Here is a 25,198-nt window from a genome sequence, read left to right as displayed (position 1 = left end):
GTTGTGGCTTACGTACACAACGGCATTCATCATCCTCGGCTTACCCATCCTCGGCTTACCCATCCTCGGCGCTGTGCTCGGTCTGACTGTCGGGGTTCTGCTCACGAGAAGGCGACCCTGACGCTGTCGGCTACGAGCGACTGCCCTACCAGTGCCAGGCGGCACCGCCGACGTTCTCGATGGTTCGTTGCAGGACGCGGATGGTGGTCGCGAAGTCGTCCTGACTGATTCCCTGCATGCGTTCGTCCTGCAGCATCCGTTGAATGTCCTCGGCGCGGGCGAATAGCTGCCGGCCCTCCGGTGTGAACTTCAGGCGCGAATGGGATTCGGTGATCAACCCCTTCTCGGTAGCGGAGTCGATTGCGTCGACGATCGCTTCGGGCGTGTCGTTGTGTCCGATCGTGTCGATAGTTCTCGCTCGATCGGCACCAGCGGGATGCAGTGAGATCTGATGCAGGAGCAACTATTCGGCGTGGGTGATGCCGACGCCGCGGAGCGCTCCGCGCGTTCGAGTGCGGACCGCTTCTCCGGCGCGGACGGTCCAGAAGCCGATGGGTTGGTTCTCGGGTCGTTGCATAGCGCGCTGTGTCGTCATGCATCGAACGTAGAACCTCAACAATGCTCGAGGTCAAGAGACCGACTGACCGGTAGAGTCTCGCGCGTGGACAGCCCATCCGGCAGAGCACTCGTCGCAGTGTTCGCGGGCGTCGGCGCGGCCATAGGCGCTGGGGCCGCAGTGGTGTGGCACGTTGCGATCACCGAACCGCCGGACACTCCTGGGACGGCACATCTGCGACCGAGCTGGTTCCCCGTGTCGCTGTATCTGGTTGCCGCCGGGGTGGCTCTGGCTCTGGTGGTGGCGTGGTTTCTCGTCGATTCCGGAATGCGCATCGTCAGAGACCGTCAGTACAGTTCGGCGCACCTGTTCACGTTGCTGATCGTGGTCGGCGCGGCGCTGGGAGCGGGCAGCGCCTTCGCCTGGACCCACTGGCCGCCGCAGCGGTCGGAACAGACTGTCGTTCCTGCATCGGTGTGGTCCCGATCCATCGTCATCTACGGTGGCACCAACGAAATACCGCAGTCGCCGTTCGGGATCGCAACCGGAGGTCTGTCCGGCATGAGTATTCAGGACGACGAGGGTTACGTCGGGAATCTCTACAGTTCTGACGCTCCTGTCGACGAAGCGTCATCGTCGACCTTCACCCCGATCATCGGCAGTCCGTGGACCGTGTTTCCCATCGGTGGTGCTGTGCTGGCCGCGGTGGCGGCATGGACGTTGTCGCTGAGGGATTTTCGGTTGACTGCGGTGTCGCGATCGGACCTGGATGCGCTCTAGCGAGCCCTACTCGTCCGTGCGCAGTTCGTCGACCAACGTGAACAAGCGCTCCAGGTAGTCGCTGTGAAAGACCTCCGTGGCGCGGATCTTGGCGTTTCCGTCGAGGCCGAACTGGAGGTTGACGAGTTCGACCCCGATGGCGACGCGTCGAGCATCGAGGGCCTCGAGTTCGGCGGCGAGAGCGTCGACCTTGGCCAGCGGAGACAGTTCGTCGGTCATATCGGAATCGTAGAGGTCAGCCGACGGCTGCGAGGAATTCGCTGTAGAACAATCCGAGCCCCAGCGCCGACGCGATGGCCGCGAACAGCCACAGTCGGATGATGACCGTTGTTTCCGCCCAGCCGCCCAGCTCGAAGTGATGGTGGATCGGTGCCATCCGGAACGGCCGCTTGCCGGTGGACTTGAAGGACGCGACCTGGATGACCACCGACGCGCTCTCGGCGACGAAGAGGGCTCCGAAGACAACCGCGATCAGCTCGGTCTTGCTGACGACCGACAGGCCGGCGAGCAGACCACCGAGTGCCAGGGAGCCGGTGTCGCCCATGAAGATCTTGGCCGGTGCTGCGTTCCACCACAGGAATCCGATGCATGCTCCCGCGGCCGCCGCGCACACGACAGCGAGGTCGAGGGGATCACGCACCTGGTAGCACCCGGCCACCGAATTGGTTGCGCACGATTGCCGGTACTGCCAGAACGTCATCACCGTGTAGGCACCGAGGACGAGGGTCATCGAGCCCGCCGCCAAACCGTCGAGCCCGTCGGTGAGGTTGACGGCATTGGACCAGGCAACGACGAGAAACACACAGAACAGCACGAAGACGATCGGGGCCATCGTGAAGAAGGTCGATTGCCGCACCAGTGACAGTTCGACGTTGCCCGGCGTCAGCCCGTTGCCGTTGCGAAACTGCAGTGCCAGGACCGCGAAGATCACCGCGGCACTGATCTGCCCGACGTATTTTCCGGTGGCTTTGAGGCCGAGGCTTCGTTTCATGCGGAGCTTGATGTAGTCGTCGAGGAAGCCGACGATGCCGAGGGCGGTCGCGAGACCGAGGATCAACAGCGCCGATGCCGACGGCCCGTCGCCTCCCATCGCCACGAGGTGGGAACCGAGGTAACCGGCCCACAGACCCACGATGATGGCGACGCCGCCCATCGTCGGCGTTCCTCGCTTGGCTTGGTGGCTCGCCGGGCCTTCGACGCGAATCTCCTGGCCGAAGCCCTGCCGGGTGAACAGCGCGATGAGAAATGGCGTCAACAGAATCGAGACCGCCAATGCGATTCCACCGGCGACGAGAATGTTGATCATGCGTTGAAGCCCACTCTTCCTCTGTGCTGCGGTTGCCCACCGGGTGCTACCGAGCACCGCGGGATACTGTGCCAAACGAATCGGCAAAAGTCGCATTGCGTGACGAAGGTGTTACTCACAGTTGATACGTACCGGGAGACACACCGACCAGTTCGGTGAACTCGCGGGTGAAATGCGCCTGGTCGAACCAGCCGTACCGCGCGGCCAGTTCCGCCAGCGACCCGCTGTATCCGTTGTCGAGTTCACTGAGGGCGTCGTGAATCCGATATCGGCCCAGAACCCACTTGGGAGTCGCACCGACATAACGCTCGAACAACCGCTGTAGCCGACGAGTCCCGATGCCACATCTGTCCTCCACCTGGCCGACGCGTATCAGCGTCCGATCACCGAGCATCGTGCCGATGACTTTCAAGACGCTCTCGTACTCCGGCTCGACATCGTGGGCGTAGGGCTCGAGAACCGCGTCGACGACGGTTCGGCAGTGGTCGGCGTCGTGTTGTGCGTCCAGTTGCGTCAACGCGGCGACGGTCTCTGATCGGAAGGGGGTGGGCGGAGCTACTGGAACGTCGCGCAGAGTTCGGGCCACGGTGCCGGTGAAGCTCGCGTAACCGCCGGGTCGGAACTTGACGCCGAACACCCACCCGGACTCGGCGAGTTCGACGTCGAACCGGTGGGTCAGCACTCCGGTCACGACCACCGGCTCGGTGACGCTGGCGCGGGTCCAGCCGTGCTCGACGCTGAGCGTGCATGCCGGGTGGGGCAGGGTCGAGCTGCGATACGAGGTGCCCGACGGCAGATCCCACCGAAGTTGCCAGTAGTTCTCGACCCACGGTTCCAACGACGCCGCACACGGCAGCCGGACCAGGTCGACGTACTGCGCCAGCTGATCCGGTCGCAGGACGCCGGCGTGGGTGGCTGTCGCATTTCTCCTATCCGGCACGGGCGTCAGTGTAGGAGTCTGATCCGACACCTTCGAGAAACAATCGACGCTGCCGAGGAGAAACACCATGAACGACGCACCCGTGGCAACCCTGAAGATGGTCACGCTGGACTGCGGAGATCCCGAGGCCAGCGCGACGTTCTGGTCTGCGCTGCTCGGCTGGACCGTCGTCCACGCGGAGAAGGATTACGCGATGCTGCAGGGGCCCTCCAGCGCGCTCGGATTCGGCCGCGTGGAGAATTATCAGCGGCCGGAGTGGCCGAACACTCAGGACAGCAAGCAGTTTCACTTCGATCTTGCGGTCGACGATCTGGACGCGGCCACGGAAGCAGCAGTGCAGTTGGGTGCAATTGTGCCCGACGAGCAACCGGGTGAGACCTGGCGTGTGCTGCTCGACCCGGCCGGGCATCCCTTCTGCCTGACAAATGCCGCGAACTGGGGCTGACGCGGCTAGCCTTGTCGGCGTGAAACCACGTCTGGCAGGAATCGAAATCGTCGTCGACGATATGGCAGTTGCGTTGGCGTTCTACCGCGTTCTGGGACTGGACATTCCGGCGGACGCAGATGCCGAGCAACACGTGGAGGTCGACCTCGGTGGGGTTCGGTTGTTGTTCGACCTACCCTCGACGATCACCTCGTTCGATCCGACGTGGACCGAGCCCAGCGGAGGCCACCGCGTCGCGCTGGCATTCGACTGCGGCACGGCTGCCGGCGTCGATGCCGCGTGGGCGGCGGTGACCGACGCGGGGTACACGGGGCACCTGCAGCCGTGGGATGCGTTCTGGGGGCAGCGTTATGCCGTCGTGCACGATCCCGACGGCACCACCGTCGATCTGTACGCGAACCTCTGAGGCTTCAGCTCACCGGAGCGATGATCTGAATCAGGTTGCCGCAGGTGTCGTCGAACACGGCGGTGACCACCGGGCCCATCTCGGTCGGCTCCTGAGTGAACCTGACACCCAGTCCGACGAGCCGATCATGTTCGGCTGCAACGTCTTCGACGGCGAATTGGGTGAACGGGATGCCGTCGGTGAACAGTGCCGTCTTGAACGGTCCGGTTGCCGGATGGCCACTGGGCTCGAGCAGCAACTCGGTGCCCTCCGGCTCCTGAGGAGATACGACGGTGAGCCAGCGATCGGTTCCGCCCATGGGAATGTCGTGCTTGACCACGAACCCCAGCACGTCGGTGTAGAACGTCAGTGCCTTGTCTTGATCGCCGACGAACACACTGGTGATGTTGATTCTCATTGCGGCCCCTCGCCTGTGGGCCCGCCGGCCAGTTCGACGGCGACGTCGAGGTGGCCGAGATGGCGGGCATATTCCTGCAGTACATGAAAGCAGATCCAGATCAGCGTGGGCTGTTCTTCGGTGAATCGTCCGCCGAGGGCTGCCACGTCGTCCATGCGATGAGATCGCAGCACCTGCTCGGTCAGTCGAGCGCCGTCGTCGAGGCGCGCGAGCAATGCCGCCGCCGGCACGTCGGTCGGCACATGCCAGGATCCGTCCTTTTTGTCCCCCCACGGATCGTCGACGGTGCGCCCGAGAAACCCCCAGACGAACCAGCGCTGCTCCATGTACACAAGATGGATGAGCATCTCGAGGGGAGTCCACTGCGACGGCACAGCCGACGTGGCCAGCGAGTCGCCGCTCGACGCGGTGATCCGCCGGGCGAGCTCACCGCGGTAGAAGCGCAGGTACTCGACGAACAGGTCGGCGGGATCGGACAAGGAGGAATCGGGCTCCGGGAACGTCGTCAGCTGTGCCATGGGTCCTTGGTATCGGGTGGTGGGCTGCGTGTCCATTCTGTGCATCCGAAATCGGGATGAGGGCCGCGATCGAAAATTGTGGACACTCAGCTCACTGCTCGCGTTCCGTCGGCGGTTGGATCAGCCGAACAGCAGCAGTGCGGCCAGGGTGAGCATCATGATTCCGATACCGAGATCGAGGACCCGCCACGCCATCGGCCGCGCGAACAGCGGGCTGAGCACGCGCGATCCGTATCCGAGAGCGGTGAACCAGAGCACGCTGCCGAGCACGGCACCGAGGGCGAACCACCACCGAAGCTCGCCCGGCTGCCGGTTACCGATGGACCCGAGAAACACAACGGTGTCGAGGTAGACGTGGGGGTTGAGCCACGTCAACGCGAGACACGTTGCGACAGCGGCGATCAGCGAGCCCCCGCCACCGGCGTCGGTGATCATTGCCGCAGGGGTGCGGGCGCGGTTCAACGCCATCACGCCGTAGACGAAGAGAAACAGCGCCCCGAGCACGGTGACGACGCGCAGCGCGAGCGGAAACCGGTCCACGAGGACACCGATGCCCGCCACCCCGGCGACGATCAGCACGGCGTCGGACAGCGCGCACACCGCAACCACCGGGAGCACATGCGTGCGTTGCACGCCCTTGCGCAGGACGAAGGCGTTCTGCGCACCGATGGCGACGATGAGGGACAGGCCGACTCCCAATCCGGTCAGAGTCGACTGTGCTGCGGCAAGCGAGGTCATGCTGTTCACGCTAGGAGTCTGCTGGCATTAGAGCCAGCGAATGTTTATCAGCATCGGTAAGTGTAGCTTCATATTATGGAGATCGAGCAGCTCAGAGCGCTGAAGGCAGTGGTCGACGGTGGAACTTTCGAGGCTGCCGCACGTGCATTGCACGTGACCCCCTCTGCGGTGAGCCAGAGAATCAAGTCTCTGGAAGCGTCGCTCGGGCGCACTCTCGTACAGCGAACGAAACCGGTGGTGGCTACCCAATCGGGGGCGGCGGTACTGCGTCTGGCTCGTCAGATCGATACGCTGACGGATCAGACGAGAGCCGAGCTCAACGACGACGGCGTCTCGGCCCCCATTTCGATTGCCGTCAACGCCGATTCGATGGCGACGTGGGTGCTGCCTGCGCTCGCACCACTCGCCGGTACGACGACCTTCGATCTGCACCGCCAGGACCAGGATCGCACGGCCCAGCTGTTGCACGACGGAATCGTCTCTGCCGCAATCACATCGGTATCCGAACCGGTCCGCGGATGTACCGTCCGATCCCTCGGCGCCATGCGCTACCGGCCGTCGGCCACCGAGAACTTCATCGAGCGATGGTTCGGTGCCGGTGCGACGACAGAGGCACTGGGCACCGCACCGGTCGTGGTGTTCGATGCCGACGACCGATTGCAGGACAACTACTTACGGCACCGAGTCGTCGATTCGCACGCTCCACCTCGCCATCTTGTTCCGGCGTCATCGGACTACGCGCGGGCGGTGGAACTCGGTTTCGGCTGGGGAATGATCCCGGACCTACAGAACTGTGAATCGCTGACGTGCTTCGACACCGACGGCATCGAAGACGTCCAGCTGTACTGGCAGCAGTGGTCGCTGTCCTCGCCTGCACTGCAACGAGCAGCCGACGCCGTGGCAGCTGCCGCAGCGACCCTGCTGCGGTAAGTCAGGCCGGACTGTCGTTCGGGACGATATCGGGCCGCCCATCGCCGACGGGATCGAGAATTGCTGCCGCGCGGGCACCCCACCGCGGGCGAATCGATGAGCGTTGGGCGGAACGATATTCGCTGTACCTCACCGCGTTCCGTTGCTAGCTTTTGCCGATGACCATTCGCTACCACGTGACCTCGGTACTCAACCGTGAGTCGATTCGACGGCACGGACTCGACTGGCGTCGAATGGGTGCCGCTCGCGGTATCGCCGGTAGCTATCAGCCCGAGCAGGAAGGTTGCTTTCTGGCAGCCGATGCGTGGGAACGTGATTGGTTCGTGGGCATGAACAACACCGGTGGACCGGTCGATGTCTGGGAAGTCAGTGGCGTCGAAGACGGTGATCTCGTGCAGTCGCCGGAGAACTTCTACTTCCGTCCCGGTGTCATTCCGACGTCACAGATTCGGTTGTTGCAGAAAGACATCGAGCCCGAGCGCTAGAGCCGAGTCAACACCCGATCGATCGACTCGATTGCCTGTGTCAGTTCGGCTTCGGTGACCGTCAGTGCCGGGCGGAATCGCACTGCCGCGTCGCCGCAGCCGAGCGCCAGTACATGTTCCTCGGTACGCAACAGGTTGATCACTCGGTCGCGGGTCGTGGCGTCGGGCAGGGAGAAGGCGCACATCAGTCCGCGTCCACGAACCTCGGAGATCATCGCATGTCGAGTTGCCAACTCCTGCAACTGCTTCAACAGTACTGCTCCGAGTTGGCCGGCTCGTTCGATGAGGTCTTCGGCTTCGACGACCTCCAGTATTCGACGCGATCGCACCATGTCGGTGAGGCTGCCACCCCACGTCGAGTTGATTCTGGAGCTGACCGCGAATACGTGGTCGTCGATGTCGTCGACGCGACCGCCCGCCATCACTCCGCAGACCTGGACCTTCTTGCCGAAGGCGACCACGTCCGGGACGACGTCGAGCTGCTGGAAAGCCCATGCGGTGCCGGTCATTCCGGCCCCGGTCTGCACCTCGTCCATGACGAACAACGCGTCGAACTCGTGGCAGAGTGCGCGCAGTTTCTGCAGGAAGCGGGGCCGGAAATGGTGATCCCCACCCTCGCCTTGGATGGGTTCGATGATGGCGCAGGCGATGTCGTGCGGATTGGATTCGAAGGCCAGCCGCGCGGCCGCCAACGATGCGTCTTCGAGCTCGTCCATGTTCGCGTCGGATCTGATGTATGGGGAAGGGATTCGGGGCCAGTCGAATTTCGGGAAGCGCGCGACCTTGTTCGGGTCGGTGTTGGTGAGGGACATCGTGTAGCCGGTGCGCCCGTGGAACGCGTGCTCGAAGTGCATCACCTGCGAGCCCAGGGATGGATCGATGCCCTTGCGCTCGTTCCACCGGGACTTCCAGTCGAATGCCACCTTCAATGCGTTCTCCACCGCCAATGCACCGCCCTCGACGAAGAACAGGTGCGGTAGCCGCGGATCACCCAACACCCGGGCGAACGTGTCGACGAAGCGTGCCATCGGCACGGTGTAGATGTCGGAGTTGCTGGGCTTGTTCATCGCCGCCTGCATCAGATCGGCCCGGAAATCCGGATCGTCGGTCAGGGCGAGGTGGTTCATACCCAGGGCATTGGACGCGAAGAAGGTGAACAGATCCAGGTAGCGGGTGCCGTCTCGGGCGTCGACCAAGGTGGACCCGGTGGAGGCATCGAGATCCAGGACCAGCTCGAAACCGTCGGCCAGTAAGTGTTCACCGATCACCTCGCGGGCGGTCGAGGCGTCGATGGGCACTCCGGTTCGCTGTAATACTTGCGTCATGACCACGAACATACGCGTTAAAATTCCGTAAGCAAGACCATAAGACAGGAAATTATGCGGTTGTGACCCCCATCGGTAGGGTCATATTCAACGGTTCGGTTCTCTCCACGGAAGGTGTACGCGCATGTCTGCATCCATCACCCACGACGAGCTGAGTGTGCGTACGCGCGCCATTCTCGACCGGCTGGGTGCGACGATCGCGCTCGACGTGCCTGCCGGTCCCGACGCGATCACCGCGAGATCGCCGATCACCGGCGGAAATCTGGCGTCGCTGGCATCGGCCTCGGCCGCAGACGTCGACGGTGTCATCGCGGACGCAGCTGCAGCGTTCGTCTCGTGGTCGCAGGTGCCGGCACCGGCACGCGGTCAGGTGATCCGGGAGCTCGGGGAACTGCTGCGTACGTACAAGGAGGACCTCGGCGCGTTGGTCTCCATCGAGGCCGGAAAGATCGTGTCCGAGGGGCTCGGTGAAGTGCAGGAGATGATCGACATCTGTGACTTCGCCGTCGGCCTCTCACGCCAGCTGTACGGCAACACCATCGCCACCGAGCGGCCCGGGCATCGCATGATGGAGCAGTGGCATCCACTAGGTGTCGTCGGCGTCATCACGGCGTTCAATTTCCCTGTCGCGGTGTGGAGTTGGAACACGGCGTTGGCGTTGGTGGCGGGCGACACCGTCATCTGGAAGCCGTCGGAGAAGACCCCGCTGACTGCCGTCGGCGTGCAGGCTCTGTTCGAGCGCGCTGCTGCCGCTGCAGGCGTGGATCCCAAGATCGCTCAACTGGTGATCGGAGACCGAGCGTCCGGCGAAGCGCTGGTGGATGATTCGCGTGTTGCTCTGGTGTCGGCAACCGGTTCGACCAGAATGGGCCGGGCTGTTGCGCCGCGGGTTGCGCAGCGATTCGGGCGCGTGCTGCTCGAACTCGGCGGCAACAACGCGGCGATCGTGACGCCGTCGGCAGACCTCGATCTCACGACGCGCGGGCTGGTGTTCTCGGCTGCGGGTACGGCCGGCCAGCGATGCACCTCGCTCCGACGCGTCATCGCGCATTCCTCGGTTGCGGACGAACTGGTGGCCAAGTTGGTCGCGGCGTACGAGACGCTGTCCATCGGATCCCCCTTGGAGAGTGACACTTTGGTGGGTCCGCTCATCGACGCGGGCGCGTTCGTCGGCTATCAGAAAGCGCTCGAGGCTGCGGAGTCCGACGGTGGAAGGGTGATGGTCGGCGGTGAGCGCGTGAATGTCGTCGACGAGTATTCGTACTACGTGCAGCCCGCGATCGTGACGATGCCCGCCCAGACCGACATCGTCAGGCACGAGACGTTCGCGCCCATCCTGTACGTGCTCACCTACGACACCCTCGACGAGGCCATCGCCCTGCACAACGATGTGCCACAGGGGCTTTCGTCGTCGATATTCACCACCGACCTGCGTGAAGCAGAACGTTTTCTGTCGGCTGCTGGATCGGACTGCGGTATCGCGAACGTCAACATCGGTCCCTCGGGCGCCGAGATCGGCGGTGCTTTCGGTGGTGAGAAGGAAACCGGTGGCGGACGCGAATCAGGTTCGGACGCATGGAAGGCCTACATGCGCCGGGCGACGAACACGGTCAACTATTCCAACGAACTGCCCCTGGCGCAGGGAGTGAAATTCGGCTGACGGCATGATCGGCAGTATGAAAGTACTGTCGATGCTCCTGGCCGGTTTCGTTCTCGGCTATGCCACCAGTGACATCGGCCCCGTGGACTCGCTGGTGTACAGCACTGCCGTCTTCGGGTCGTTCTGGGCAATCGTCAACGGGCTCACAGTTGTTGCCGTCGCTGCCTGTGGGACGGCGGTCGCCGCGGCCCGGTCCAGTGCACCAACTGCGACCATTGTGGCGATGGCAGCGCTGCTCGTCGTGGTGTTCCAGACCGTCGGAATGGTGCCCGGGATGCTCGGGCACTGGGCCGCTGCCGTGGGCACCGGTGTGCTGCTGGGTGCGGCCGCGGTTTTGTCGGGACACCACCGTGGTGCACAGGCCGCCCTGGGTGTCTCGGTTGTGGGCGCCGGGCTGCTGGGCTATTGGCTCGATGCGCTGTTGCAGGCGAACGACGGTCCCGTCTTCGTCTGGGATGTGGTCGGTGCCGAGGACGATGTGGCTCCCGAGCGCGCGATCGTCATGGTGATCGCTGCAGTGGGCGCGGCAGTCACGTTGTTCCTGGCACGCCGCCACGAGGTGGTGCAGCCACCCGAGACCCCGCGGATTCTGCTCGTCGGCCTGTCGCTGCCCGTCGTGGCAAGCGTCCTGAGCTGGATTGCGGCAGATGCCGATACGCGGAGCGTCGAGTGGCTGGGGGCTCTCGTGGGTATGACGGCTGCTGCGCTGCTGGCGTCGTTCCTACTTCCTGGCCGGAACGGACGTCTGCTGCTGGTGCTGTTCGCAGTATCGGCGACGGCCCTGGGCACCTCCGGCTTCGCCGCGGGAGATGCCGTTCGGTTGTGTGCGAGCGCCGCACTGTTGATCGTGGGAGCCGGAATCGGTTACCGGTGGCCGCAGCTGTACATCGGGCTGGGCGGCCTGTTCGTCGTCGCTGCTACGAGCCTGACGGAGAACTACGTCGAGATGCCGATGGTCTCGCAGTTCGCTCTGCCGCTCGTGGCGGCCTATGTTCTGGTCTCCGCACTGGCGACGTCCCCCGGATCTCTGGCGATCTCACTGCCGGCGCTGTTCGTCATGGCGCTGCCCGTGACAGTGGTGTCCGCCGGCTACACACCGTCGTTGTCCATGGATGAATCGATCATCTCACGCACAAGCGAGCCCGACCACCTGGTGCTGTCGGTGGCCGGGCTCGTGGTTCTTGCTGTGGTGACGGGTGCCGCTGTTCTGCTGGCGCGACGCTCACCCGTCGTGCGTGGAAACTCGTAGTGGGCTACGCGTTTCCACTCACCTACGGGGTCGGCGCGACAGTCGTCGTCGGAGCTGCGGCCTCGGGGGTGACCGGGGTGTCCGTGGCGGGCGCGGTGACGCATACCCGCGGTGCGCCCTCGACGGGTGCCTCACCCTCGGCTGCAGTCGTGCAAGCCGGTTCTGCAGGCTCGGCAGCGGGAGCCGGTGCCGGTGCGGGTGCCGGCACCTCGGCCGCGGGGCCGGGAGCAGGCGCAACGGGGGCGGCCGGGGCAGCGGGGCTGGTGGTGACCGGTGCCGTCGTGGTTGCGGTCGGAGTTGCCGTTGCCGAGGTGGTGGTCTCGGGTGTGGCGGCGATGGCCTGAATTGCTGCGCGGCCTGCCTTCTCCTGTACTTCCTGGGTCTTCACCGGCTCGCCTCGGTTGGCCTGCTCGGCCAGCTGGGTCAGCCAGGCTGCGGCGTACTGGACCGACGTCAGTGGCTTGCCGTTGGCTGCGTCGGCGTCGCGCCAGTAGTCGAAGTGGTGTCCCGTGCCGGGTCCGAGGGTGAGGCCGTAGGGATCGTTCATGACGACCGGGATCGTGTTCTGGTTGGACGAGATGAATCCGGTGATTTCGCGGAAGATCTTCTGCGGCAGGTACACCAGGTCGACCATCTGGCCGGTCTCGATCGGTTCTTCACCGTCGACCTTGGCCGAGACGGGGGTCGTTGCGGTGCCGGGCTTGTAATTGGGCTCGGACACCTTGATCAGCACGTCGAGGAACGTCTCGTCGCTCTGCATCCAGTTGGGTTGCGACGCAATGTCGTTGAACGCATTGATTGCGATGCGGCCCATGGCCAAAGCCAGATCGGCTCCGGTGGCCGGAGTGAGCTGCTCGTTCTGCAGCGCGTCGGCATTGACCTGTCGACCGACGTTGGCGGCCAAGTGGATCAGCGACGTGTTCTTCGGCAGAGCGCAGGTGAGGTCACCGTCGGAGCAGAAGGACGCGACGCGTCCGTCGAGTGCGCCGAAGCTGCCCGAGGTTCCGGGCAACGCGCCCTGACCGGGGATGGCGGTGTTGCCGTTCTGGTACTTGGTGCCGAAACCGTCCGGGTTGCTGAACGGGTTCTCGGCACCGGGGAACGGACCCTCGCCGGCGACGCGGCCGGCGTCGGCGAGAATGACGACCCCGACGACCTGGGAGGGGTCGATGATGCCGTACTTGCCATCCTCGGGAACTGCCTGGTTGCCGATCTCCATGGCGGTGCGGCGAGCCACGTCTGCACCTTCGCTGTAGCCGACGATGGCGAAGCGAGTGTTGGGGCAGGACGCGGTGATTTCTTTCATGATGGTCTGCGAATTGGTGACGCCCGTCTGCACAGCGTTCTCGTAGCTCGCGAGGTCCGCCGGGTACTCCACGTAGACCGCCGCGTAGGAATCGGCGTCTACCTTGCCGATCGGTGCCCGCACCGCCTGATCGATCCAGTCACTGGTGTAGTCGCCGGACATCGCTGCAGGCAGCCGCGTGCCGTCGGGCTTGGTCAGCCATTTGACGCCTTCGCGGGGTGTGTCGCTGCGGCCGCCGATGGCAATGCTGACCATGTCGTAGCAGGTCGATGTCGACACCAGCTCGACCGAGGCCTCGACACTCGTTTCCGATGCGGACCAGGGTGCTGCTACCAGCACTCCGGCACCGAGTGCGCCGATCGCAAACGCGCTGAGCGCGATGCGCACACGCTTCGACTTGCCACCATTCATGTTTTCGATCCCCATCATCCACGCCCGAACCGATCCCGACTGCAGTTGCCAGTGGGTTACCCGGCATTTCGTCGCTCGGATGGTTCGCGTTACAAAACGCTTCGTTTACCGTCGTGGACATGACTTTTCACGCTCGAATGACACCGATGGAATTAACCCTGACCGACGGGTCGACGTGCGTCGTGCGTGAGGCGGTGGCGTCGGACCTCGAGTCGATCGTGGCGCTGCTGGCGGACGACCAGATGGGCGCGACGCGCGAATCCGTCTACGACATGGACGGACATCGAACCGCTTTCGAGGACATTTCCTCTGATCCACGGAACGTGCTGGTTGTCGTCGTGCACGGTGACGAGGTGGTGGGAACTCTGCAGTCGACGGTCATTCCGGGGCTGGCGCGAGGTGGTGCGTTGCGCGCTCAGATCGGAGCCGTACGGGTGGCCGCTACCTGGCGCAGCCGCGGACTCGGTGGCGCGTTGATCGAGTGGGCGATCGAGGAGGCCACGCGGCGAGGGTGCGCTCTGGTGCAGCTCACGTCCGACTCGCGTCGAGTGGATGCCCACCGGTTCTACACCCGTCTGGGCTTCACTGCCTCGCACGTCGGCTTCAAGAAGGCGATCGGCACTACCCACTAGATACCCTGGGGGGGTAGGGTAGGCATGTGAACTTCACGCGACAGGAACTCGGCACCCCGACCAAGCTCGTCGGATTCGTCGTCGGCATAGCCCTCGTCTTCTTTCTTGCCCTGTTCGTCGGCCATACGATCGGACCCGACGCGTCGCCCAGCGAACCGACGCATTCCGACCACGAGTCGCACGACGGAACATCTGCGCTCCATCCGGACTTCCAGCATCGGGGTGTCGTCCGCACGGCCACATTCGTCATCGAGGCAGAGGGGAATCAGGGATGAGTACGGAAACCGAACTGATTCTGGGCGGCATGACCTGTGCGTCGTGCGCCAACCGCATCGAACGCAAGCTCAACAAGCTCGACGGGGTATCGGCGACGGTCAACTACGCCACCGAAAAGGCGCGCGTCACCAGTGACGGCGTCGCCACCGAGGCCCTGATCGCCGCTGTCGAAGCCGCCGGTTACACCGCGAGCCTTCCGGTGACCGAGCCGGTCGACGCCGAGACACCGGTCGATCCGTTGAAGCAGCGTCTGATCGTTTCGGCGGTGCTCAGCGTGCCCGTCATCGCGATGGCCATGATTCCGGCACTCCAGTTCACCAACTGGCAGTGGCTGTCGTTGACTCTCGCCGCGCCGGTCGTCGTCTGGGGAGCGCTGCCGTTCCACCGGGCCGCGTGGACCAACCTGAAGCACGGGACGTCGACGATGGACACCCTCGTGAGCATGGGAACCCTTGCTGCACTCGGCTGGTCGCTGTATGCGCTGTTCTTCGGTACGGCCGGCGAGCCCGGCATGACGCATCCGTTCGAGTTCACGATCGCGCGGATGGACGGGGCGAGCAATATCTATCTCGAGGCAGCTGCGGGTGTCACCACCTTCATCCTGGCCGGCAGGTGGTTCGAGAGCAGGTCCAAGAGACAGGCCGGTGCGGCGTTGCGCGCACTGATGGACCTCGGTGCCAAGACCGTCGCTGTGGTGAAAGACGGTGAGGAAGAGCAGATTCCGATCGATCAGCTCGCCGTCGGCGATCTGTTCGTCGTCCGTCCGGGTGAGAAGATCGCCACGGACGGAACCGTCGAGAGTGGATCCTCTGCCGTCGATCGGTCGATGCTGACGGGCGAGTCGGTGCCGGTCGAGGTCCGGGCCGGCGACGCGGTGACCGGAGCGACGGTGAACGTCGGTGGTCGAACCACCGTGCGCGCCAGCAGAGTCGGTGCAGACACCCAGCTCGCGCAGATGGCGAAGGCGGTGGAAGACGCGCAGACCGGCAAGGCTCAGGCCCAGCGTCTGGCCGATCGCATCTCGGGAATCTTCGTGCCGATCGTCATCGCCATCTCGGTGGCAACGCTCGGATTCTGGCTCGGCACCGGCAATTCGGTGGCGGCCGCCTTCACGGCGGCGGTAGCCGTCCTGATCATCGCCTGCCCTTGCGCACTCGGGCTTGCCACCCCCACAGCTCTGATGGTCGGCACCGGACGAGCAGCGCAGTTGGGGATTCTGATCAAGGGCCCCGAAATGCTCGAATCGACCCGCCGCATCGATACCGTGGTGCTGGACAAGACCGGCACCGTGACCACCGGTGAGATGACACTGCACTCGGTGCACGTGGCGGACGGCGAGAACGAGAACACGGTGCGCGAGGTTGCGGCTGCCCTCGAATCGAGCTCGGAGCACCCGATCGCGCGAGCCATCGCAGGCGGGGCATCGTCCCGGTCGGTCGAGGAGTTCACCAGCCTCGAGGGTCTCGGTGTCCAGGGCGTCGTCGAGGGTCGCGCCGCGGTCATCGGCCGTCGCAGCCTGCTGGCCGACTGGTCGATGCCTCTGCCACCGAAACTGGCCGACGCCTTCGACGACGCCGAGCGCCAGGGACGCACCGCCGTCGCGATCGGGTGGGACGGGAAGGCCCGCGGGGTTCTGGTGGTCTCCGACTCGGTCAAGCCGACCTCGAAGCAGGCCGTCGCAGAACTGCGCGAGCTGGGCCTGACGCCGGTCATGCTCACCGGCGACAACGAGGCCGCCGCCCGAACGATCGCCGCGGAGGTAGGCATCGAGCAGGTTGTTGCCGGAGTGCTGCCGTCGGGCAAGGTCGATGCCGTTCGTGAACTGCAGGCCGCAGGCAAGGTCGTGGCGATGGTCGGCGACGGCATCAACGACGCGGCTGCACTGGCTACCGCCGACCTGGGCCTCGCGATGGGGACCGGTACAGATGTAGCGATCGAGGCGAGCGATCTGACGTTGGTCCGCGGCGACCTACGGGCCGTCGGCGATGCGATCCGGCTCTCTCGTCGCACGCTGAGCACAATCAAGGGCAACCTGTTCTGGGCGTTCGCCTACAACGTCGCAGCGATTCCGCTCGCAGCCGCGGGCCTGCTCAACCCGATGCTCGCCGGAGCTGCGATGGCGCTGTCCTCGGTGTTCGTGGTGAGCAACAGCCTGCGGTTGCGCCGCTTCCGCGCCGCGATGTGACTCGTTGGTAGCAGCGAGCGGCCCGCTAGTACAGGATGGAGACATGTCCGACGCACACGATGTCCCCATCCGCGACGAATCGATCCGGCTGGGCCAATTCCTCAAGCTCGCCAACCTGATCGAATCCGGTGCCGAAGCCAAGGGCATCATCGCCGACGGCCTGGTCAGCGTCAACGGGGACGTGGACATCCGCCGCGGTCGGCAGTTGCAGCACGGAGATGTCGTGTCGGTCCAGGGTGGGCCAGCTGCCCGCGTGAGCAAGGAAGAGGCACTGTGAAGGTCGGTAAGCGCGGTCTTCCGCGAAACGAAGTTCCCGGCGCATTCGACGTCGGTGCCAAAGCGTACGACCGACTCGTCGGTGCGAACCCCGGCTACCACGAGCACCTCGTCAAGTCTGCGCAGCGCCTCCGCATCCCAGATCTCGGGAGCGGATTGCGCCTGCTCGATATCGGTTGCGGTACGGGTGCGTCCACCGCCGCGCTGCTCGAAGCCGCGCCGCATGCCGAGATCGTCGCCGCCGATGCGTCCGCCGAGATGCTCGAGGTCGCCCGGAGCAAGGACTGGCCGTCGAACGTCACGTTCGTACACTCGCGGGTGGAGGATCTGGCCGTGAACGGGGTCGACGGACCGTTCGACGCCATCCTGGCCGCATATCTGATCAGGAACGTCGACGACCCCGACACCGAACTCAAATCGCTACTGGCGCTGCTGCGTCCGGGTTCGACGATCGCGTTCCACGAATACTCGGTGCACGATTCACTGCGTGCTCGCATCTCCTGGAACGTCGTGAGCTGGGGCATCATCATCCCGCTCGGCTGGCTCGCGACGCGAGACGCCACGTTGTATCGGCACCTGTGGCGCAGCGTCGTCACGTTCGACGGCGCATCGGCGTTCATGCGACGGATGCAGCGTGCGGGCTACAGCGGTGTCGCCCGAGAAACGATGACCGGATGGCAGAACGGTGTGGTGCACACGTTCCTGGGCTCTCGACCCGCGAAGGAAGAGCGTTGACCGATTCCAAGAAGGTCACCCATGCTGCGGTGCAAGGATATTCGGATGCAGGCCAGCTGGCCGACGTCCCGCATGTGGTGGTGGTGGGCGGCGGTATCGCGGGTCTGAGCGCCGCGACCGCGCTGGCCGAACGCGGCGTCAAGGTCCATCTGGTCGAACGTGAAAGCTACCTCGGTGGCCGCGTCGGTGGCTGGGACACGACGCTGGAGGACGGCTCGCCCGCGACGATGAGCCGCGGCTTCCATGCGTTCTTCCGGCAGTACTACAACCTGCGAAACCTGCTGCGCCGCACCGACCCCGACTTGGCGCGTCTACGCCCGGTCGACGACTACCCGCTGATCGACGGCGACGGTCGTATCGACGGATTCAAGGGTCTGCCCGAGACGCCACCGCTCAATGCGTTCGCGTTCGTCAAGCGCAGTCCGACGTTCCGGTGGAAAGACCTCACCGATCTCAACGGAATCGCCGCCCTGCCACTGATGACGGTGAGCGTGCCGAAGACCTTCGACGAACTCGACACCACTCCCGCTGCGGAGTTCCTGCGTAACATCAACTTTCCCGAAGCGGCACGCCATCTGGCGTTCGGGGTGTTCTCACGCAGCTTCTTCGCCGACCCGGAGGAGATGTCGGCTGCCGAACTGGCGATGATGTTCCACATCTACTTCCTCGGCTCCTCCGAGGGTCTGATCTTCGACGTCCCCCGCGATCCATATCCACAGGCACTGTGGAACCCGTTGGGGGAGTACCTCAGCGGTCTCGGTGTCGACATCAGAACGTCCACTCCGTGTGGCGAGATCACCCGCGGTGGCCTGCGCAAGTTCCGCGTCGACGCCGGCGGAATCATCGACGCCGACGCGGTGGTCCTCGCTACCGACATCGCCGGATTGCAGCGGGTGCTCGAGCAATCCCCCGAGCTCGGGACGCCGGCATGGCGCAAGCAGATCGGCGCGCTGCAGAACACCCCGCCATTCATGGTCCACCGCGTGTGGCTGAGCAAGGCGGTGAATGCCGATCGTCCCGCGTTCATCGGCACCGGCGGTATGCCTCCGATCGACAACATCAGTGTGCTCGAGCGGTTCGAGGACGAGGCCGCGGAGTGGGCAGCGCGGACCGGAGGTTCGGTCGTCGAACTGCATGCCTACGCCGCCGAGGAATCCGAGGAGGTCACCCGCGCGCAGCTGATGGCGCGCATGCACGAGATCTACCCGGAAACCGCTGCGGCAGAGGTCATCGCGGAACGGTCCGAATGGCGAGACGACTGCCCGATGTTCGGCCTCGGAGCATTCGCCGAGCGGCCCACCGTGCGCACCCCCGAGCCCTCGCTGGTACTGGCGGGTGACGGCATTCGAATCGATCTGCCCGTTGCCCTCATGGAACGTGCCGCCACCACCGGACTGCAGGCAGCGAACACTCTGCTGGCGGGCTGGGGCGTCACCGGGCACGATATCGAAACCGTGCCCACCAGTGGACGGTTCAAGATGTTCGACGCTTTGGAGCGGCTTCGCCGCAGGTGAGTGGTACTTCGTAGCAGGGGTCGAACTTCCACTCACGACAGGAGGTTGCATGCGTCTCGAGGTCGACGATCTGTCGCGGCCGGAGGTCGGTGCGTTGCTCGTCGAGCACCTTGCGGACATGCACGCGACGTCCCCGGCAGAGAGTGTTCACGCACTGGATCTGTCGGGTCTGCGTGGGCAGGACATGCGGGTGTGGACGGCGTGGGAGGCCGGGGCACTGCTCGGCATTGCCGCGCTGAAGACACTCACTCCCGAACACGGAGAACTGAAATCGATGCGCACCTCGAGTTTCGCGCGAGGTCGCGGGGTGGCGTCCGGACTGCTCGAGCACGTTCTGACGGAGGCGCGGCGGTTGGGGTTCGAGCGCGTCAGCCTCGAGACGGGCAGCCAGGACTACTTCGCCGCAGCTCGACGCCTCTACGTGCGTCACGGGTTCAACGAAGTGCCCCCGTTCGGCGACTACGTGGTGGACCCGTCGAGCACGTTCTACTCGTTGGTCCTGTGACCTGTGGCGGGGTGCCGCAATGACGCAGGCCGGCACCGAATGTCGGTGCCGGCCTTGCGGTCGTTCGCATCACGCAGCGACGGGCTCTCGCCGTACGTGCGGGTAGAGGTCGTCGTCGACCGGTTCTGCTCGCTGCTGATCCAGTAGATCAGCCGTCGCGCATTCACGGATCCCGGTCCCGACCCCGAGAACCGTGCGCCACCACCGGTCGCGATCGGGAGATTCCGGCCAGACCACAGTATCCGTTTCCATATGCATCACCCTCCCTGAGTAGTTCGGCAGTGCTCGATGTGCTTGTGCGCGTGACGGATCAGGTCGACTGATGTTCGATGGATCTCTGCTCGCCGGTGAGGTCGGCCCGAGCGATGTCGATCTTGCGCGGCTTCGCTCTCTCGGCGAGCGGAATGGTGATCGACAGGACGCCGTTGTCGTAGGACGCCGAGATTCGCTCGGAGTCGACGCCGTCACCCAGCGAGATCTGTCGACGGAACGTTCCGGCGAAGCGTTCCGAGGAGATCCACTGCACGCCGGAGCTTTCCGGCACGGTTCGTTGCGCGGTGAGCGTCAAGGTACCGCGATCGACATCGACGTCGATGGATCCCGGGTCGACGCCGGGAAGGTCGGCACTGAGTACGTAGTGATCGTCGACCTTGTACAGATCCATGGGCATGAAACGCGGTGCGCGGTCCGAACCGGTAGACGCACCCAACAATGCCGAGGTGAGCGAATCGACGTCACGGAACGGATCGAAACGAAGCACAGCAACCACCTCCTGTACCCAGATGCGCTCGCCCCTGTGGCGAGTCGCTCCTCAACTGTGCAACACAGAAATTAGCACTCGGATGCGGCGAGTGCCAAGACCTTTTCGGCACTTTTTCGGGAATTTTTTCGACCCAATAGTGCTGCGGCGCAATGGGGGTGGCTCGCAGCAGTCGGTGTGACGGTCGAACCGCCGCCTTGCTCGAATGCTGCAACCTACACTCGGTCCGATGGTGACCATCGTGCCGTACGCCCCCCGGTATCGGGCCGAGTTGCTCGCGCTGTCGCTTCGCGCGTGGGAGCCGGTGTTTCCCCTTGTGCAGGAGGCGGTCCCGTCGTTCGTGTACGACTGCTTCTATCCCCAGGGATGGCAAGCACGTCAGTACGACGATCTCGCATCCGTCGTCGACGACGAACCCGAGAGCGTCGACGTGGCCGTGGACGGTGACACGCCGGTCGGCTGGGTCTGTACCCGCATGCACCCGAACGACAACATGGGAGAGGTGTACGTCCTGGTGGTCGACCCGGCGCAACAAGGAGCCGGCGTCGGAAGGGCGCTCCTCGATCGGTCTTTCGCACGAGTGAGGTCCGCCGGAAAGCGAATGGTGATGGTCGAGACCGGTGGCGATCCCGGTCACGCGCCGGCGCGATCGGTCTACGAGAAGAGCGGTTTCGAGAGGTGGCCTGTCGCCCGCTATTTCAAGGACCTCGGCGACGACTGATGGTTCCGGCGAGTCCGCACCGAATCGCCGATACTGTGCCCTTGCGCTAAGTGTTGTTGCGGAGATACTGTGCCATATGGCTCAGTATTCCGAGGTTCTCGACGACGTGTTCCAGGCGCTCGCCGATCCCACGCGACGCGCAGTACTGGGCCGGCTGGGGTCCGGGCCTGCGACCGTTGGTGAATTGGCCGAACCATTCGACATGACTCTGCCGTCGTTCATGAAACACATTCATCTACTCGAGCGCAGCGGATGGATTCGCACCCACAAGACCGGACGGGTACGCGCATGCACGATCGAGCCGGCCAACCTGGACGTAGCCTCCGCGTGGCTGGAACAGCAACGGTCCGTGTGGGAATCGAGAACCGACCGCCTCGAACAGTTCGTCACCCGATCCTCGAAAGAGAGTGAACAGCAATGACTTCCTTCGATCCCGAACTCGACCTGAGTATCTCCCGCATCATCGCGGCTTCGCGCGAGACGGTGTGGGATGCGTGGGCCGACCCGTCGAAATTCGAGAAATGGTGGATTCCCGCACCGACTCTGTGCCGAGTGGATGCGTGGGATCTGCAGCCCGGAGGGGCATTCCGAACGCTGATGAGCGAACCCGGAGGCGACTTCGAGCCGCACATCGACGGCTGCTTTCTCGCCGTCGACCACCAGGAACGCATCGTGTTCACGAACTCCCTCGTCGAAGGTTGGCGACCTGCCCCGCAACTGTTCATGACCGCGGTCATCACGTTCGCCGACCACCCCGACGGGACGGAGTACCGGGCGCACGTGATGCACCGCAACGTAGAAGACCGAAAGACGCACGAGGAGTTGGGCTTTCAGGACGGATGGGGAACCGTCATCGGTCAACTCGCCGCGTTCGTCGAAGGCTAGATCACGCGCGACCCGTCGAGCGCAGTTCGTAACGGCGTTCGGCGTAGTCGAGGTCGTCTTTCCACAGACGAGCGGCGGTGAAGTTCATCGCCGGCCGCAGCAATCCCGAGACCTTGCGCGCCATCTGAAAGCCGGGTCGATCCGAGCTGGCGATCGTCGCCTCGATGACCGCGGTCCGCGGGGTGCCGTCGGGAGCAGGAGCCAGGGGAGTCGCGTGCGTTTCGACGACGCTTCCCGCCCCCTCCCCGTCGAGGATGCGCATCACGATGGTGCGTGGGCCGGGGCAGACGAACTCGGCTCGAACCGGAACACCGATGCCGCGACTGACGCGGAACGTGACGTCGACCAGGAATCGATCGTCCTCCTCGGGCACATCGATGTCGGTGGGCGCACTGACCACCTTCAACCTCGCGAACGAGTACGGATGGAACCATGCACCGTGCCACGGATCGAGCCGATTGGCGATGATGTCGTCCGGTTCGCACTTCCCGATCAACGTGACGACACCGGGAATGGACGTCGACGCAGGGGGCCTGATCGGAACCACCGGCACTGGCGTCGGCTCCTCGCCACCCAGCTCGTCGAGCCGTACCCACACCAGTACACCGTCGTCGAACGCAGGAACCGGCCGCCAGCCCGCCTTACCCTTCGGACCCAACGCCAGCCCATGCCACCGGCACACCAACGCGTCGCACTCGATCTTCGCGGTATCGAGCGCCGCCCCGAGATGCGGACACGCACCCGGACCGATGTGCACCTTGCCAACCGAATCACGCCACGCAACCAACTCGGTGGTGCCGACATAGCGTCCGAACGGCTTGTCGGCCTTCACGTCACGACTGGCAGCGAAAACGAACCAATTGCCCGACGTCCGAGTCTTCGCACGCTTCAACGCAGACTCGATGACCTGGGGATTCGCACCCTTCCACGTCGGCTCCTGCTTGGCCCACGACTCCGACGGAAGCGGCTGAAGAGGCATCGTCTTCGGCCAGCGTCGTCGTACTGCATCCAGCGCGGTCATTGCTGCTCCCCACATCGAAAAATTGTGTTCATTCTCCATTGTCCCCGCCCGGGGGTACTCAATGTGACGTCGAGTGGACTTTTCGGGGGTCAATGTCACATCTAGTGGACCCGGGGTGCCGGTGAACGGGGAGCGGTGCGCGAGGTCAGGTGGGTCCAGTGGGTGTCGGCGGTTCGCGCTGCGCCGGTCAACTGATGTCAGCGCCCACAATTCGGCTCGAAAGGCGGAATCCCGTGGATGCAGAGAAATAGTGGGCGCTCAGGTCAGTAAGCGAGGTCGCCGGGGTGGCAATGGGCTTGTTGCCGTGCCGGTAGTCCGCGAAGGGGCGATGGCTGTCACCCGTGTTCCCCATCCGATGCACTCAATGTGACATCGAGTGGACTTTTCGGGGGTCAATGTCACATCTAGTGGACTCGGGGTGCCGCGGTTCGGTCAGTCGATACCGAACCAGCGGAGGGCAGCGGTGGTCGCGGCAGCGGCGATCACGATGACGACGAAGGGTGTCTTGCGCCAAGCGAGGATTCCGGCGACGGTGACGCCGATGGGGGCCGCGAAGCCCGCGAAGTCCTTGCCCACGAGCAGGGTGGAGGTGGCGATGAGGGCCACGAATACGACGGCGACCGAGGTGGACATGATGCGGTCGATGCGGGGCGAGATGGTCATGCGTGAGCGTAGGGCCGGGCCGGTGAGGCGGAGAGCGAAGGTGCCGACGACCAAGGCGATCAGCGGGATCATGAGGTTCATGCGGAGTCCTTCTGTGCGGCGGGCGTGGTGGACAGCAGTGCGGGCACCACGGCGATCAGCGAGAGGAGCACGGGGAGCCCACTCGGCAGGAACATCGACGCTGCCAGGGCGATCCCTGCGCCGACGAGTGCGGCATTGCGCGTGCCCCGATCTCGGAGCGCAGGCATGATCAGTCCGAGCAGGATCGCCGGAAATGCGGCGTCGAGTCCGAGTGCGGCGGTATCAGTGATTGCGCCACCACCGAGAGTGCCGATCACCACCCCGATGTTCCAGGTGACGAACAGTCCGATTCCGCACAGCCAGAACGCTGTTCGACGCCGTCCTTCGTCTTCTTCGGCGACGCTGAATGCGACCGCTTCGTCGGTGATCAGGTGGGTGCCGAGCAGTCGCTTCCATGGCGAGACGTTCTCGAAGACGGATCCTATGGAGAATCCGAGCGGCACCAGCCGAGTATTGGCGAGCAACGCGCTCGCCACGGCGGCGACGGGGTTGCCGCCGACGGCCAGGATGCCGACGAAGATGAATTGGGAGGAGCCCGCGAAGACCACCAGGGACATCACTACCGGTAACCACAGTGGCAGGTCGGCGGCCACGGCGATGGCACCGAACGAGGCCCCGACCAAGGCGTCGGCCAGACAGACCAACGCGATGTCGCGGATGTTGACCCCCTGCAGGGTTCGCCATGTCGAACGCATGGTCGTTATAGTGGACGATGTTAAGCTGTTCGTCAAATCAAACGAACGTACCGATGGAGTGAACGAATGGCGGACGCCGGACCACCTATCGCGGCCATCGCGGCTGCTCTGCAGCAGGAACGACGACGCGTCGGCCTCTCGCTGGCCGAGGTGGCGCGTCGTGCGGGTATCGCAAAATCGACTCTCTCGCAACTGGAATCGGGTACCGGGAATCCAAGTCTGGAAACTCTGTGGGCGCTCAGCGTCACCCTGGATGTGCCGTTCTCCAGACTGGTCGAGCCCGCGAAGCAGTCGGTCCGGCTGATCCGTGCGGGGGAGGGACCGAGATTCGCGTCGGACCGGGCGGACTACTCGGCGACGCTGCTGGCGTCGTCTCCGCCGAACGCGCGACGAGACATCTATCTGGTCAGTGCGGACGTGGGCGAGCCCAGGCGCTCGGACCCTCATTCCCCCGGCGTGGTCGAGCACGTGGTGCTCAGCGCCGGACGAGCGCTGGTGGGGCCGGTGGGCGAGGCAGTCGAACTGTTGCCCGGCGACTATGTCGCCTACCCCGGCGACGCGCTGCATATCTTCGAGGCGCTGGAGCCGAACACCATGGCGGTGATGATCACCGAGCACAGCTGAACGGAACGCAGTTGACGTGCGGGGAATAGTCGGCGGACGTACCCCGTTGGACTCTTTCGACGGCGTTCGCTTGGCAAGCCCCGGGCCTCACCCCATTTGTCGCTACGAGCGACCACTCGCCGAGAGGCGTTTGCAGCGGACGTCGTCCCTACTTTTGTCCGCGCAGCGAAGGG

33 protein-coding genes are annotated in these 25,198 nt (G+C 64.5%); 18 read left to right on the top strand and 15 right to left on the bottom strand.

What is annotated here, in order from left to right; all coding sequences use genetic code 11:
• Positions 1-145: 145 nt before the first annotated feature.
• The gene (locus tag QM588_RS00605; protein WP_283310875.1) at positions 146-463 is read right to left on the bottom strand and encodes a hypothetical protein; all 318 of its coding nucleotides are present in this window, start codon (positions 461-463) and stop codon (positions 146-148) included.
• The gene (locus QM588_RS00600; RefSeq protein WP_283310874.1) at positions 464-595 is read right to left on the bottom strand and encodes a hypothetical protein; all 132 of its coding nucleotides are present in this window, start codon (positions 593-595) and stop codon (positions 464-466) included.
• A 66-nt stretch (positions 596-661) separates the two neighbouring features.
• Between QM588_RS00600 and QM588_RS00595 the strand changes: the two genes are divergently transcribed.
• Positions 662-1,336: a hypothetical protein gene (locus QM588_RS00595; protein WP_283310873.1), complete on the top strand. Its 675-nt coding sequence runs from the start codon at positions 662-664 to the stop codon at positions 1,334-1,336.
• A 6-nt stretch (positions 1,337-1,342) separates the two neighbouring features.
• Here the strand turns inward: QM588_RS00595 and QM588_RS00590 are convergent, their stop codons facing one another.
• The 3 genes from QM588_RS00590 to QM588_RS00580 all read right to left on the bottom strand — a co-directional run bounded on the left by QM588_RS00590 (position 1,343) and on the right by QM588_RS00580 (position 3,582).
• Entirely contained in the window at positions 1,343-1,555 is a 213-nt protein-coding gene (locus tag QM588_RS00590) for an oxidoreductase (RefSeq protein ID WP_283310872.1), read from the bottom strand.
• A gap of 16 nt (positions 1,556-1,571) precedes the next feature.
• Positions 1,572-2,642 (bottom strand): phospho-N-acetylmuramoyl-pentapeptide-transferase, encoded by a 1,071-nt coding sequence (gene mraY / locus QM588_RS00585; protein ID WP_027494939.1) that lies wholly within the window; start codon positions 2,640-2,642, stop codon positions 1,572-1,574.
• Between the two features lie 115 nt (positions 2,643-2,757).
• Positions 2,758-3,582: a helix-turn-helix transcriptional regulator gene (locus tag QM588_RS00580; protein WP_283310871.1), complete on the bottom strand. Its 825-nt coding sequence runs from the start codon at positions 3,580-3,582 to the stop codon at positions 2,758-2,760.
• Positions 3,583-3,649: 67 nt separating this feature from the next.
• Between QM588_RS00580 and QM588_RS00575 the strand changes: the two genes are divergently transcribed.
• Both QM588_RS00575 and QM588_RS00570 read left to right on the top strand, forming a co-directional pair.
• On the top strand, positions 3,650-4,027 hold the full coding sequence (locus QM588_RS00575) for a VOC family protein (protein ID WP_283310870.1): 378 nt from the start codon (positions 3,650-3,652) through the stop codon (positions 4,025-4,027).
• Positions 4,008-4,433 carry a VOC family protein gene (locus QM588_RS00570; protein WP_283310869.1) on the top strand — a complete coding sequence of 142 codons (426 nt, stop codon included), beginning with the start codon at positions 4,008-4,010 and terminating at the stop codon, positions 4,431-4,433. The genes QM588_RS00575 and QM588_RS00570 overlap by 20 nt, the downstream gene beginning before the upstream one ends.
• A 4-nt stretch (positions 4,434-4,437) precedes the next feature.
• Here the strand turns inward: QM588_RS00570 and QM588_RS00565 are convergent, their stop codons facing one another.
• From QM588_RS00565 to QM588_RS00555, 3 genes are all read right to left on the bottom strand, one after another.
• Positions 4,438-4,830 (bottom strand): VOC family protein, encoded by a 393-nt coding sequence (locus QM588_RS00565; RefSeq protein ID WP_283310868.1) that lies wholly within the window; start codon positions 4,828-4,830, stop codon positions 4,438-4,440.
• Positions 4,827-5,348: a mycothiol transferase gene (locus QM588_RS00560; protein ID WP_283310867.1), complete on the bottom strand. Its 522-nt coding sequence runs from the start codon at positions 5,346-5,348 to the stop codon at positions 4,827-4,829. Before QM588_RS00560 ends, QM588_RS00565 begins: the two co-directional genes overlap by 4 nt.
• Positions 5,349-5,468: 120 nt before the next feature.
• Positions 5,469-6,086, bottom strand: coding sequence for a LysE/ArgO family amino acid transporter (locus tag QM588_RS00555; RefSeq protein WP_283310866.1), 618 nt, complete (start codon positions 6,084-6,086; stop codon positions 5,469-5,471).
• 75 nt (positions 6,087-6,161) lie between these two features.
• Here QM588_RS00555 and QM588_RS00550 point away from each other — a divergent pair, with 75 nt between their 5' ends.
• Both QM588_RS00550 and QM588_RS00545 read left to right on the top strand, forming a co-directional pair.
• Positions 6,162-7,016: a LysR family transcriptional regulator ArgP gene (locus tag QM588_RS00550; protein WP_283310865.1), complete on the top strand. Its 855-nt coding sequence runs from the start codon at positions 6,162-6,164 to the stop codon at positions 7,014-7,016.
• A 158-nt stretch (positions 7,017-7,174) separates the two neighbouring features.
• Complete coding sequence (locus tag QM588_RS00545; protein WP_283310864.1) at positions 7,175-7,501, top strand: hypothetical protein; 327 nt, start codon at positions 7,175-7,177, stop codon at positions 7,499-7,501.
• On the opposite strand, the gene lat is transcribed toward QM588_RS00545, so the two are convergent.
• On the bottom strand, positions 7,498-8,826 hold the full coding sequence (lat, locus tag QM588_RS00540; RefSeq protein ID WP_283310863.1) for an L-lysine 6-transaminase: 1,329 nt from the start codon (positions 8,824-8,826) through the stop codon (positions 7,498-7,500). The genes QM588_RS00545 and lat overlap by 4 nt on opposite strands.
• A gap of 124 nt (positions 8,827-8,950) precedes the next feature.
• Between lat and amaB the strand changes: the two genes are divergently transcribed.
• Together amaB and QM588_RS00530 are read left to right on the top strand one after the other, a co-directional pair.
• On the top strand, positions 8,951-10,486 hold the full coding sequence (gene amaB, locus QM588_RS00535; protein ID WP_283310862.1) for an L-piperidine-6-carboxylate dehydrogenase: 1,536 nt from the start codon (positions 8,951-8,953) through the stop codon (positions 10,484-10,486).
• 16 nt (positions 10,487-10,502) lie between these two features.
• Positions 10,503-11,735, top strand: coding sequence for a hypothetical protein (locus tag QM588_RS00530; RefSeq protein WP_283310861.1), 1,233 nt, complete (start codon positions 10,503-10,505; stop codon positions 11,733-11,735).
• A 22-nt stretch (positions 11,736-11,757) separates the two neighbouring features.
• Here QM588_RS00530 and QM588_RS00525 read toward each other — a convergent pair whose 3' ends face one another.
• Positions 11,758-13,467, bottom strand: a complete 1,710-nt coding sequence (locus QM588_RS00525) for a cutinase family protein (protein ID WP_442972842.1) — start codon at positions 13,465-13,467, stop codon at positions 11,758-11,760.
• A gap of 104 nt (positions 13,468-13,571) precedes the next feature.
• On the opposite strand from QM588_RS00525, the gene QM588_RS00520 reads away from it, so the two are divergent.
• Genes QM588_RS00520 through QM588_RS00490 form a run of 7 tightly spaced genes read left to right on the top strand, consistent with a single transcriptional unit; the run spans position 13,572 to position 19,575 of the window.
• Positions 13,572-14,084 carry a GNAT family N-acetyltransferase gene (locus QM588_RS00520; protein ID WP_283310859.1) on the top strand — a complete coding sequence of 171 codons (513 nt, stop codon included), beginning with the start codon at positions 13,572-13,574 and terminating at the stop codon, positions 14,082-14,084.
• Positions 14,085-14,110: 26 nt separating this feature from the next.
• On the top strand, positions 14,111-14,359 hold the full coding sequence (locus tag QM588_RS00515; RefSeq protein WP_283310858.1) for a hypothetical protein: 249 nt from the start codon (positions 14,111-14,113) through the stop codon (positions 14,357-14,359).
• A complete protein-coding gene (locus QM588_RS00510) occupies positions 14,356-16,545 on the top strand; it encodes a heavy metal translocating P-type ATPase (RefSeq protein ID WP_283310857.1) in 2,190 nt (729 codons plus the stop codon). Before QM588_RS00515 ends, QM588_RS00510 begins: the two co-directional genes overlap by 4 nt.
• Positions 16,546-16,588: 43 nt before the next feature.
• Positions 16,589-16,822 (top strand): RNA-binding S4 domain-containing protein, encoded by a 234-nt coding sequence (locus QM588_RS00505; RefSeq protein ID WP_027494925.1) that lies wholly within the window; start codon positions 16,589-16,591, stop codon positions 16,820-16,822.
• Complete coding sequence (locus QM588_RS00500) at positions 16,819-17,556, top strand: class I SAM-dependent methyltransferase (RefSeq protein WP_032367575.1); 738 nt, start codon at positions 16,819-16,821, stop codon at positions 17,554-17,556. The genes QM588_RS00505 and QM588_RS00500 overlap by 4 nt, the downstream gene beginning before the upstream one ends.
• Positions 17,553-19,070 carry an NAD(P)/FAD-dependent oxidoreductase gene (locus QM588_RS00495; protein ID WP_167326989.1) on the top strand — a complete coding sequence of 506 codons (1,518 nt, stop codon included), beginning with the start codon at positions 17,553-17,555 and terminating at the stop codon, positions 19,068-19,070. Before QM588_RS00500 ends, QM588_RS00495 begins: the two co-directional genes overlap by 4 nt.
• A 49-nt stretch (positions 19,071-19,119) precedes the next feature.
• Positions 19,120-19,575, top strand: a complete 456-nt coding sequence (locus QM588_RS00490) for a GNAT family N-acetyltransferase (RefSeq protein WP_283310856.1) — start codon at positions 19,120-19,122, stop codon at positions 19,573-19,575.
• A gap of 69 nt (positions 19,576-19,644) precedes the next feature.
• Here the strand turns inward: QM588_RS00490 and QM588_RS00485 are convergent, their stop codons facing one another.
• Together QM588_RS00485 and QM588_RS00480 are read right to left on the bottom strand one after the other, a co-directional pair.
• Positions 19,645-19,827, bottom strand: coding sequence for a hypothetical protein (locus QM588_RS00485; protein ID WP_283310855.1), 183 nt, complete (start codon positions 19,825-19,827; stop codon positions 19,645-19,647).
• Between the two features lie 58 nt (positions 19,828-19,885).
• Positions 19,886-20,335 carry an Hsp20/alpha crystallin family protein gene (locus QM588_RS00480; RefSeq protein ID WP_222084533.1) on the bottom strand — a complete coding sequence of 150 codons (450 nt, stop codon included), beginning with the start codon at positions 20,333-20,335 and terminating at the stop codon, positions 19,886-19,888.
• 229 nt (positions 20,336-20,564) lie between these two features.
• On the opposite strand from QM588_RS00480, the gene QM588_RS00475 reads away from it, so the two are divergent.
• From QM588_RS00475 to QM588_RS00465, 3 genes are all read left to right on the top strand, one after another.
• Positions 20,565-21,056, top strand: coding sequence for a GNAT family N-acetyltransferase (locus QM588_RS00475; RefSeq protein ID WP_283310854.1), 492 nt, complete (start codon positions 20,565-20,567; stop codon positions 21,054-21,056).
• Positions 21,057-21,132: 76 nt separating this feature from the next.
• Positions 21,133-21,477 carry an ArsR/SmtB family transcription factor gene (locus tag QM588_RS00470; RefSeq protein WP_283310853.1) on the top strand — a complete coding sequence of 115 codons (345 nt, stop codon included), beginning with the start codon at positions 21,133-21,135 and terminating at the stop codon, positions 21,475-21,477.
• Complete coding sequence (locus QM588_RS00465) at positions 21,474-21,941, top strand: SRPBCC family protein (RefSeq protein ID WP_283310852.1); 468 nt, start codon at positions 21,474-21,476, stop codon at positions 21,939-21,941. Before QM588_RS00470 ends, QM588_RS00465 begins: the two co-directional genes overlap by 4 nt.
• 1 nt (position 21,942) lies before the next feature.
• Here the strand turns inward: QM588_RS00465 and QM588_RS00460 are convergent, their stop codons facing one another.
• The 3 genes from QM588_RS00460 to QM588_RS00450 form a co-directional block, all read right to left on the bottom strand.
• On the bottom strand, positions 21,943-22,962 hold the full coding sequence (locus tag QM588_RS00460; protein ID WP_283310851.1) for a DUF5914 domain-containing protein: 1,020 nt from the start codon (positions 22,960-22,962) through the stop codon (positions 21,943-21,945).
• 432 nt (positions 22,963-23,394) lie between these two features.
• The gene (locus QM588_RS00455; RefSeq protein ID WP_283310850.1) at positions 23,395-23,706 is read right to left on the bottom strand and encodes an AzlD domain-containing protein; all 312 of its coding nucleotides are present in this window, start codon (positions 23,704-23,706) and stop codon (positions 23,395-23,397) included.
• The gene (locus tag QM588_RS00450; protein ID WP_222097618.1) at positions 23,703-24,401 is read right to left on the bottom strand and encodes an AzlC family ABC transporter permease; all 699 of its coding nucleotides are present in this window, start codon (positions 24,399-24,401) and stop codon (positions 23,703-23,705) included. The genes QM588_RS00455 and QM588_RS00450 overlap by 4 nt, the downstream gene beginning before the upstream one ends.
• 66 nt (positions 24,402-24,467) lie before the next feature.
• On the opposite strand from QM588_RS00450, the gene QM588_RS00445 reads away from it, so the two are divergent.
• Positions 24,468-25,025: a helix-turn-helix domain-containing protein gene (locus tag QM588_RS00445; RefSeq protein ID WP_032367567.1), complete on the top strand. Its 558-nt coding sequence runs from the start codon at positions 24,468-24,470 to the stop codon at positions 25,023-25,025.
• Positions 25,026-25,198: the final 173 nt, after the last annotated feature.

Origin of the sequence: Rhodococcus sp. IEGM 1354, assembly GCF_030056855.1 — a bacterium.
Classification (GTDB): Bacteria; Actinomycetota; Actinomycetes; order Mycobacteriales; family Mycobacteriaceae; genus Rhodococcoides.
Note: the sequence above shows the minus strand (reverse complement) of the source record. Positions and strands in the feature narration are given on the sequence as shown.

Excerpts from the sequence above, each read along its gene's own strand:
- lat (WP_283310863.1), bottom strand. The coding sequence starts at position 8,826 with ATGACGCAAGTATTACAGCGAACCGGAGTGCCCATCGACGCCTCGACC.
- QM588_RS00570 (WP_283310869.1), top strand. The coding sequence starts at position 4,008 with ATGCCGCGAACTGGGGCTGACGCGGCTAGCCTTGTCGGCGTGAAACCA.
- QM588_RS00565 (WP_283310868.1), bottom strand. The coding sequence starts at position 4,830 with ATGAGAATCAACATCACCAGTGTGTTCGTCGGCGATCAAGACAAGGCA.
- QM588_RS00505 (WP_027494925.1), top strand. The coding sequence starts at position 16,589 with ATGTCCGACGCACACGATGTCCCCATCCGCGACGAATCGATCCGGCTG.
- QM588_RS00530 (WP_283310861.1), top strand. The coding sequence starts at position 10,503 with ATGAAAGTACTGTCGATGCTCCTGGCCGGTTTCGTTCTCGGCTATGCC.
- QM588_RS00545 (WP_283310864.1), top strand. The coding sequence starts at position 7,175 with ATGACCATTCGCTACCACGTGACCTCGGTACTCAACCGTGAGTCGATT.
- QM588_RS00555 (WP_283310866.1), bottom strand. The coding sequence starts at position 6,086 with ATGACCTCGCTTGCCGCAGCACAGTCGACTCTGACCGGATTGGGAGTC.
- QM588_RS00465 (WP_283310852.1), top strand. The coding sequence starts at position 21,474 with ATGACTTCCTTCGATCCCGAACTCGACCTGAGTATCTCCCGCATCATC.
- QM588_RS00560 (WP_283310867.1), bottom strand. The coding sequence starts at position 5,348 with ATGGCACAGCTGACGACGTTCCCGGAGCCCGATTCCTCCTTGTCCGAT.
- QM588_RS00520 (WP_283310859.1), top strand. The coding sequence starts at position 13,572 with ATGACTTTTCACGCTCGAATGACACCGATGGAATTAACCCTGACCGAC.
- QM588_RS00470 (WP_283310853.1), top strand. The coding sequence starts at position 21,133 with ATGGCTCAGTATTCCGAGGTTCTCGACGACGTGTTCCAGGCGCTCGCC.
- QM588_RS00590 (WP_283310872.1), bottom strand. The coding sequence starts at position 1,555 with ATGACCGACGAACTGTCTCCGCTGGCCAAGGTCGACGCTCTCGCCGCC.
- QM588_RS00445 (WP_032367567.1), top strand. The coding sequence starts at position 24,468 with ATGGCGGACGCCGGACCACCTATCGCGGCCATCGCGGCTGCTCTGCAG.
- QM588_RS00575 (WP_283310870.1), top strand. The coding sequence starts at position 3,650 with ATGAACGACGCACCCGTGGCAACCCTGAAGATGGTCACGCTGGACTGC.
- QM588_RS00510 (WP_283310857.1), top strand. The coding sequence starts at position 14,356 with ATGAGTACGGAAACCGAACTGATTCTGGGCGGCATGACCTGTGCGTCG.
- QM588_RS00455 (WP_283310850.1), bottom strand. The coding sequence starts at position 23,706 with ATGAACCTCATGATCCCGCTGATCGCCTTGGTCGTCGGCACCTTCGCT.
- amaB (WP_283310862.1), top strand. The coding sequence starts at position 8,951 with ATGTCTGCATCCATCACCCACGACGAGCTGAGTGTGCGTACGCGCGCC.
- QM588_RS00525 (WP_442972842.1), bottom strand. The coding sequence starts at position 13,467 with ATGGGGATCGAAAACATGAATGGTGGCAAGTCGAAGCGTGTGCGCATC.
- mraY (WP_027494939.1), bottom strand. The coding sequence starts at position 2,642 with ATGATCAACATTCTCGTCGCCGGTGGAATCGCATTGGCGGTCTCGATT.
- QM588_RS00550 (WP_283310865.1), top strand. The coding sequence starts at position 6,162 with ATGGAGATCGAGCAGCTCAGAGCGCTGAAGGCAGTGGTCGACGGTGGA.
- QM588_RS00485 (WP_283310855.1), bottom strand. The coding sequence starts at position 19,827 with ATGGAAACGGATACTGTGGTCTGGCCGGAATCTCCCGATCGCGACCGG.
- QM588_RS00475 (WP_283310854.1), top strand. The coding sequence starts at position 20,565 with ATGGTGACCATCGTGCCGTACGCCCCCCGGTATCGGGCCGAGTTGCTC.
- QM588_RS00450 (WP_222097618.1), bottom strand. The coding sequence starts at position 24,401 with ATGCGTTCGACATGGCGAACCCTGCAGGGGGTCAACATCCGCGACATC.
- QM588_RS00460 (WP_283310851.1), bottom strand. The coding sequence starts at position 22,962 with ATGACCGCGCTGGATGCAGTACGACGACGCTGGCCGAAGACGATGCCT.
- QM588_RS00600 (WP_283310874.1), bottom strand. The coding sequence starts at position 595 with ATGACGACACAGCGCGCTATGCAACGACCCGAGAACCAACCCATCGGC.
- QM588_RS00490 (WP_283310856.1), top strand. The coding sequence starts at position 19,120 with ATGCGTCTCGAGGTCGACGATCTGTCGCGGCCGGAGGTCGGTGCGTTG.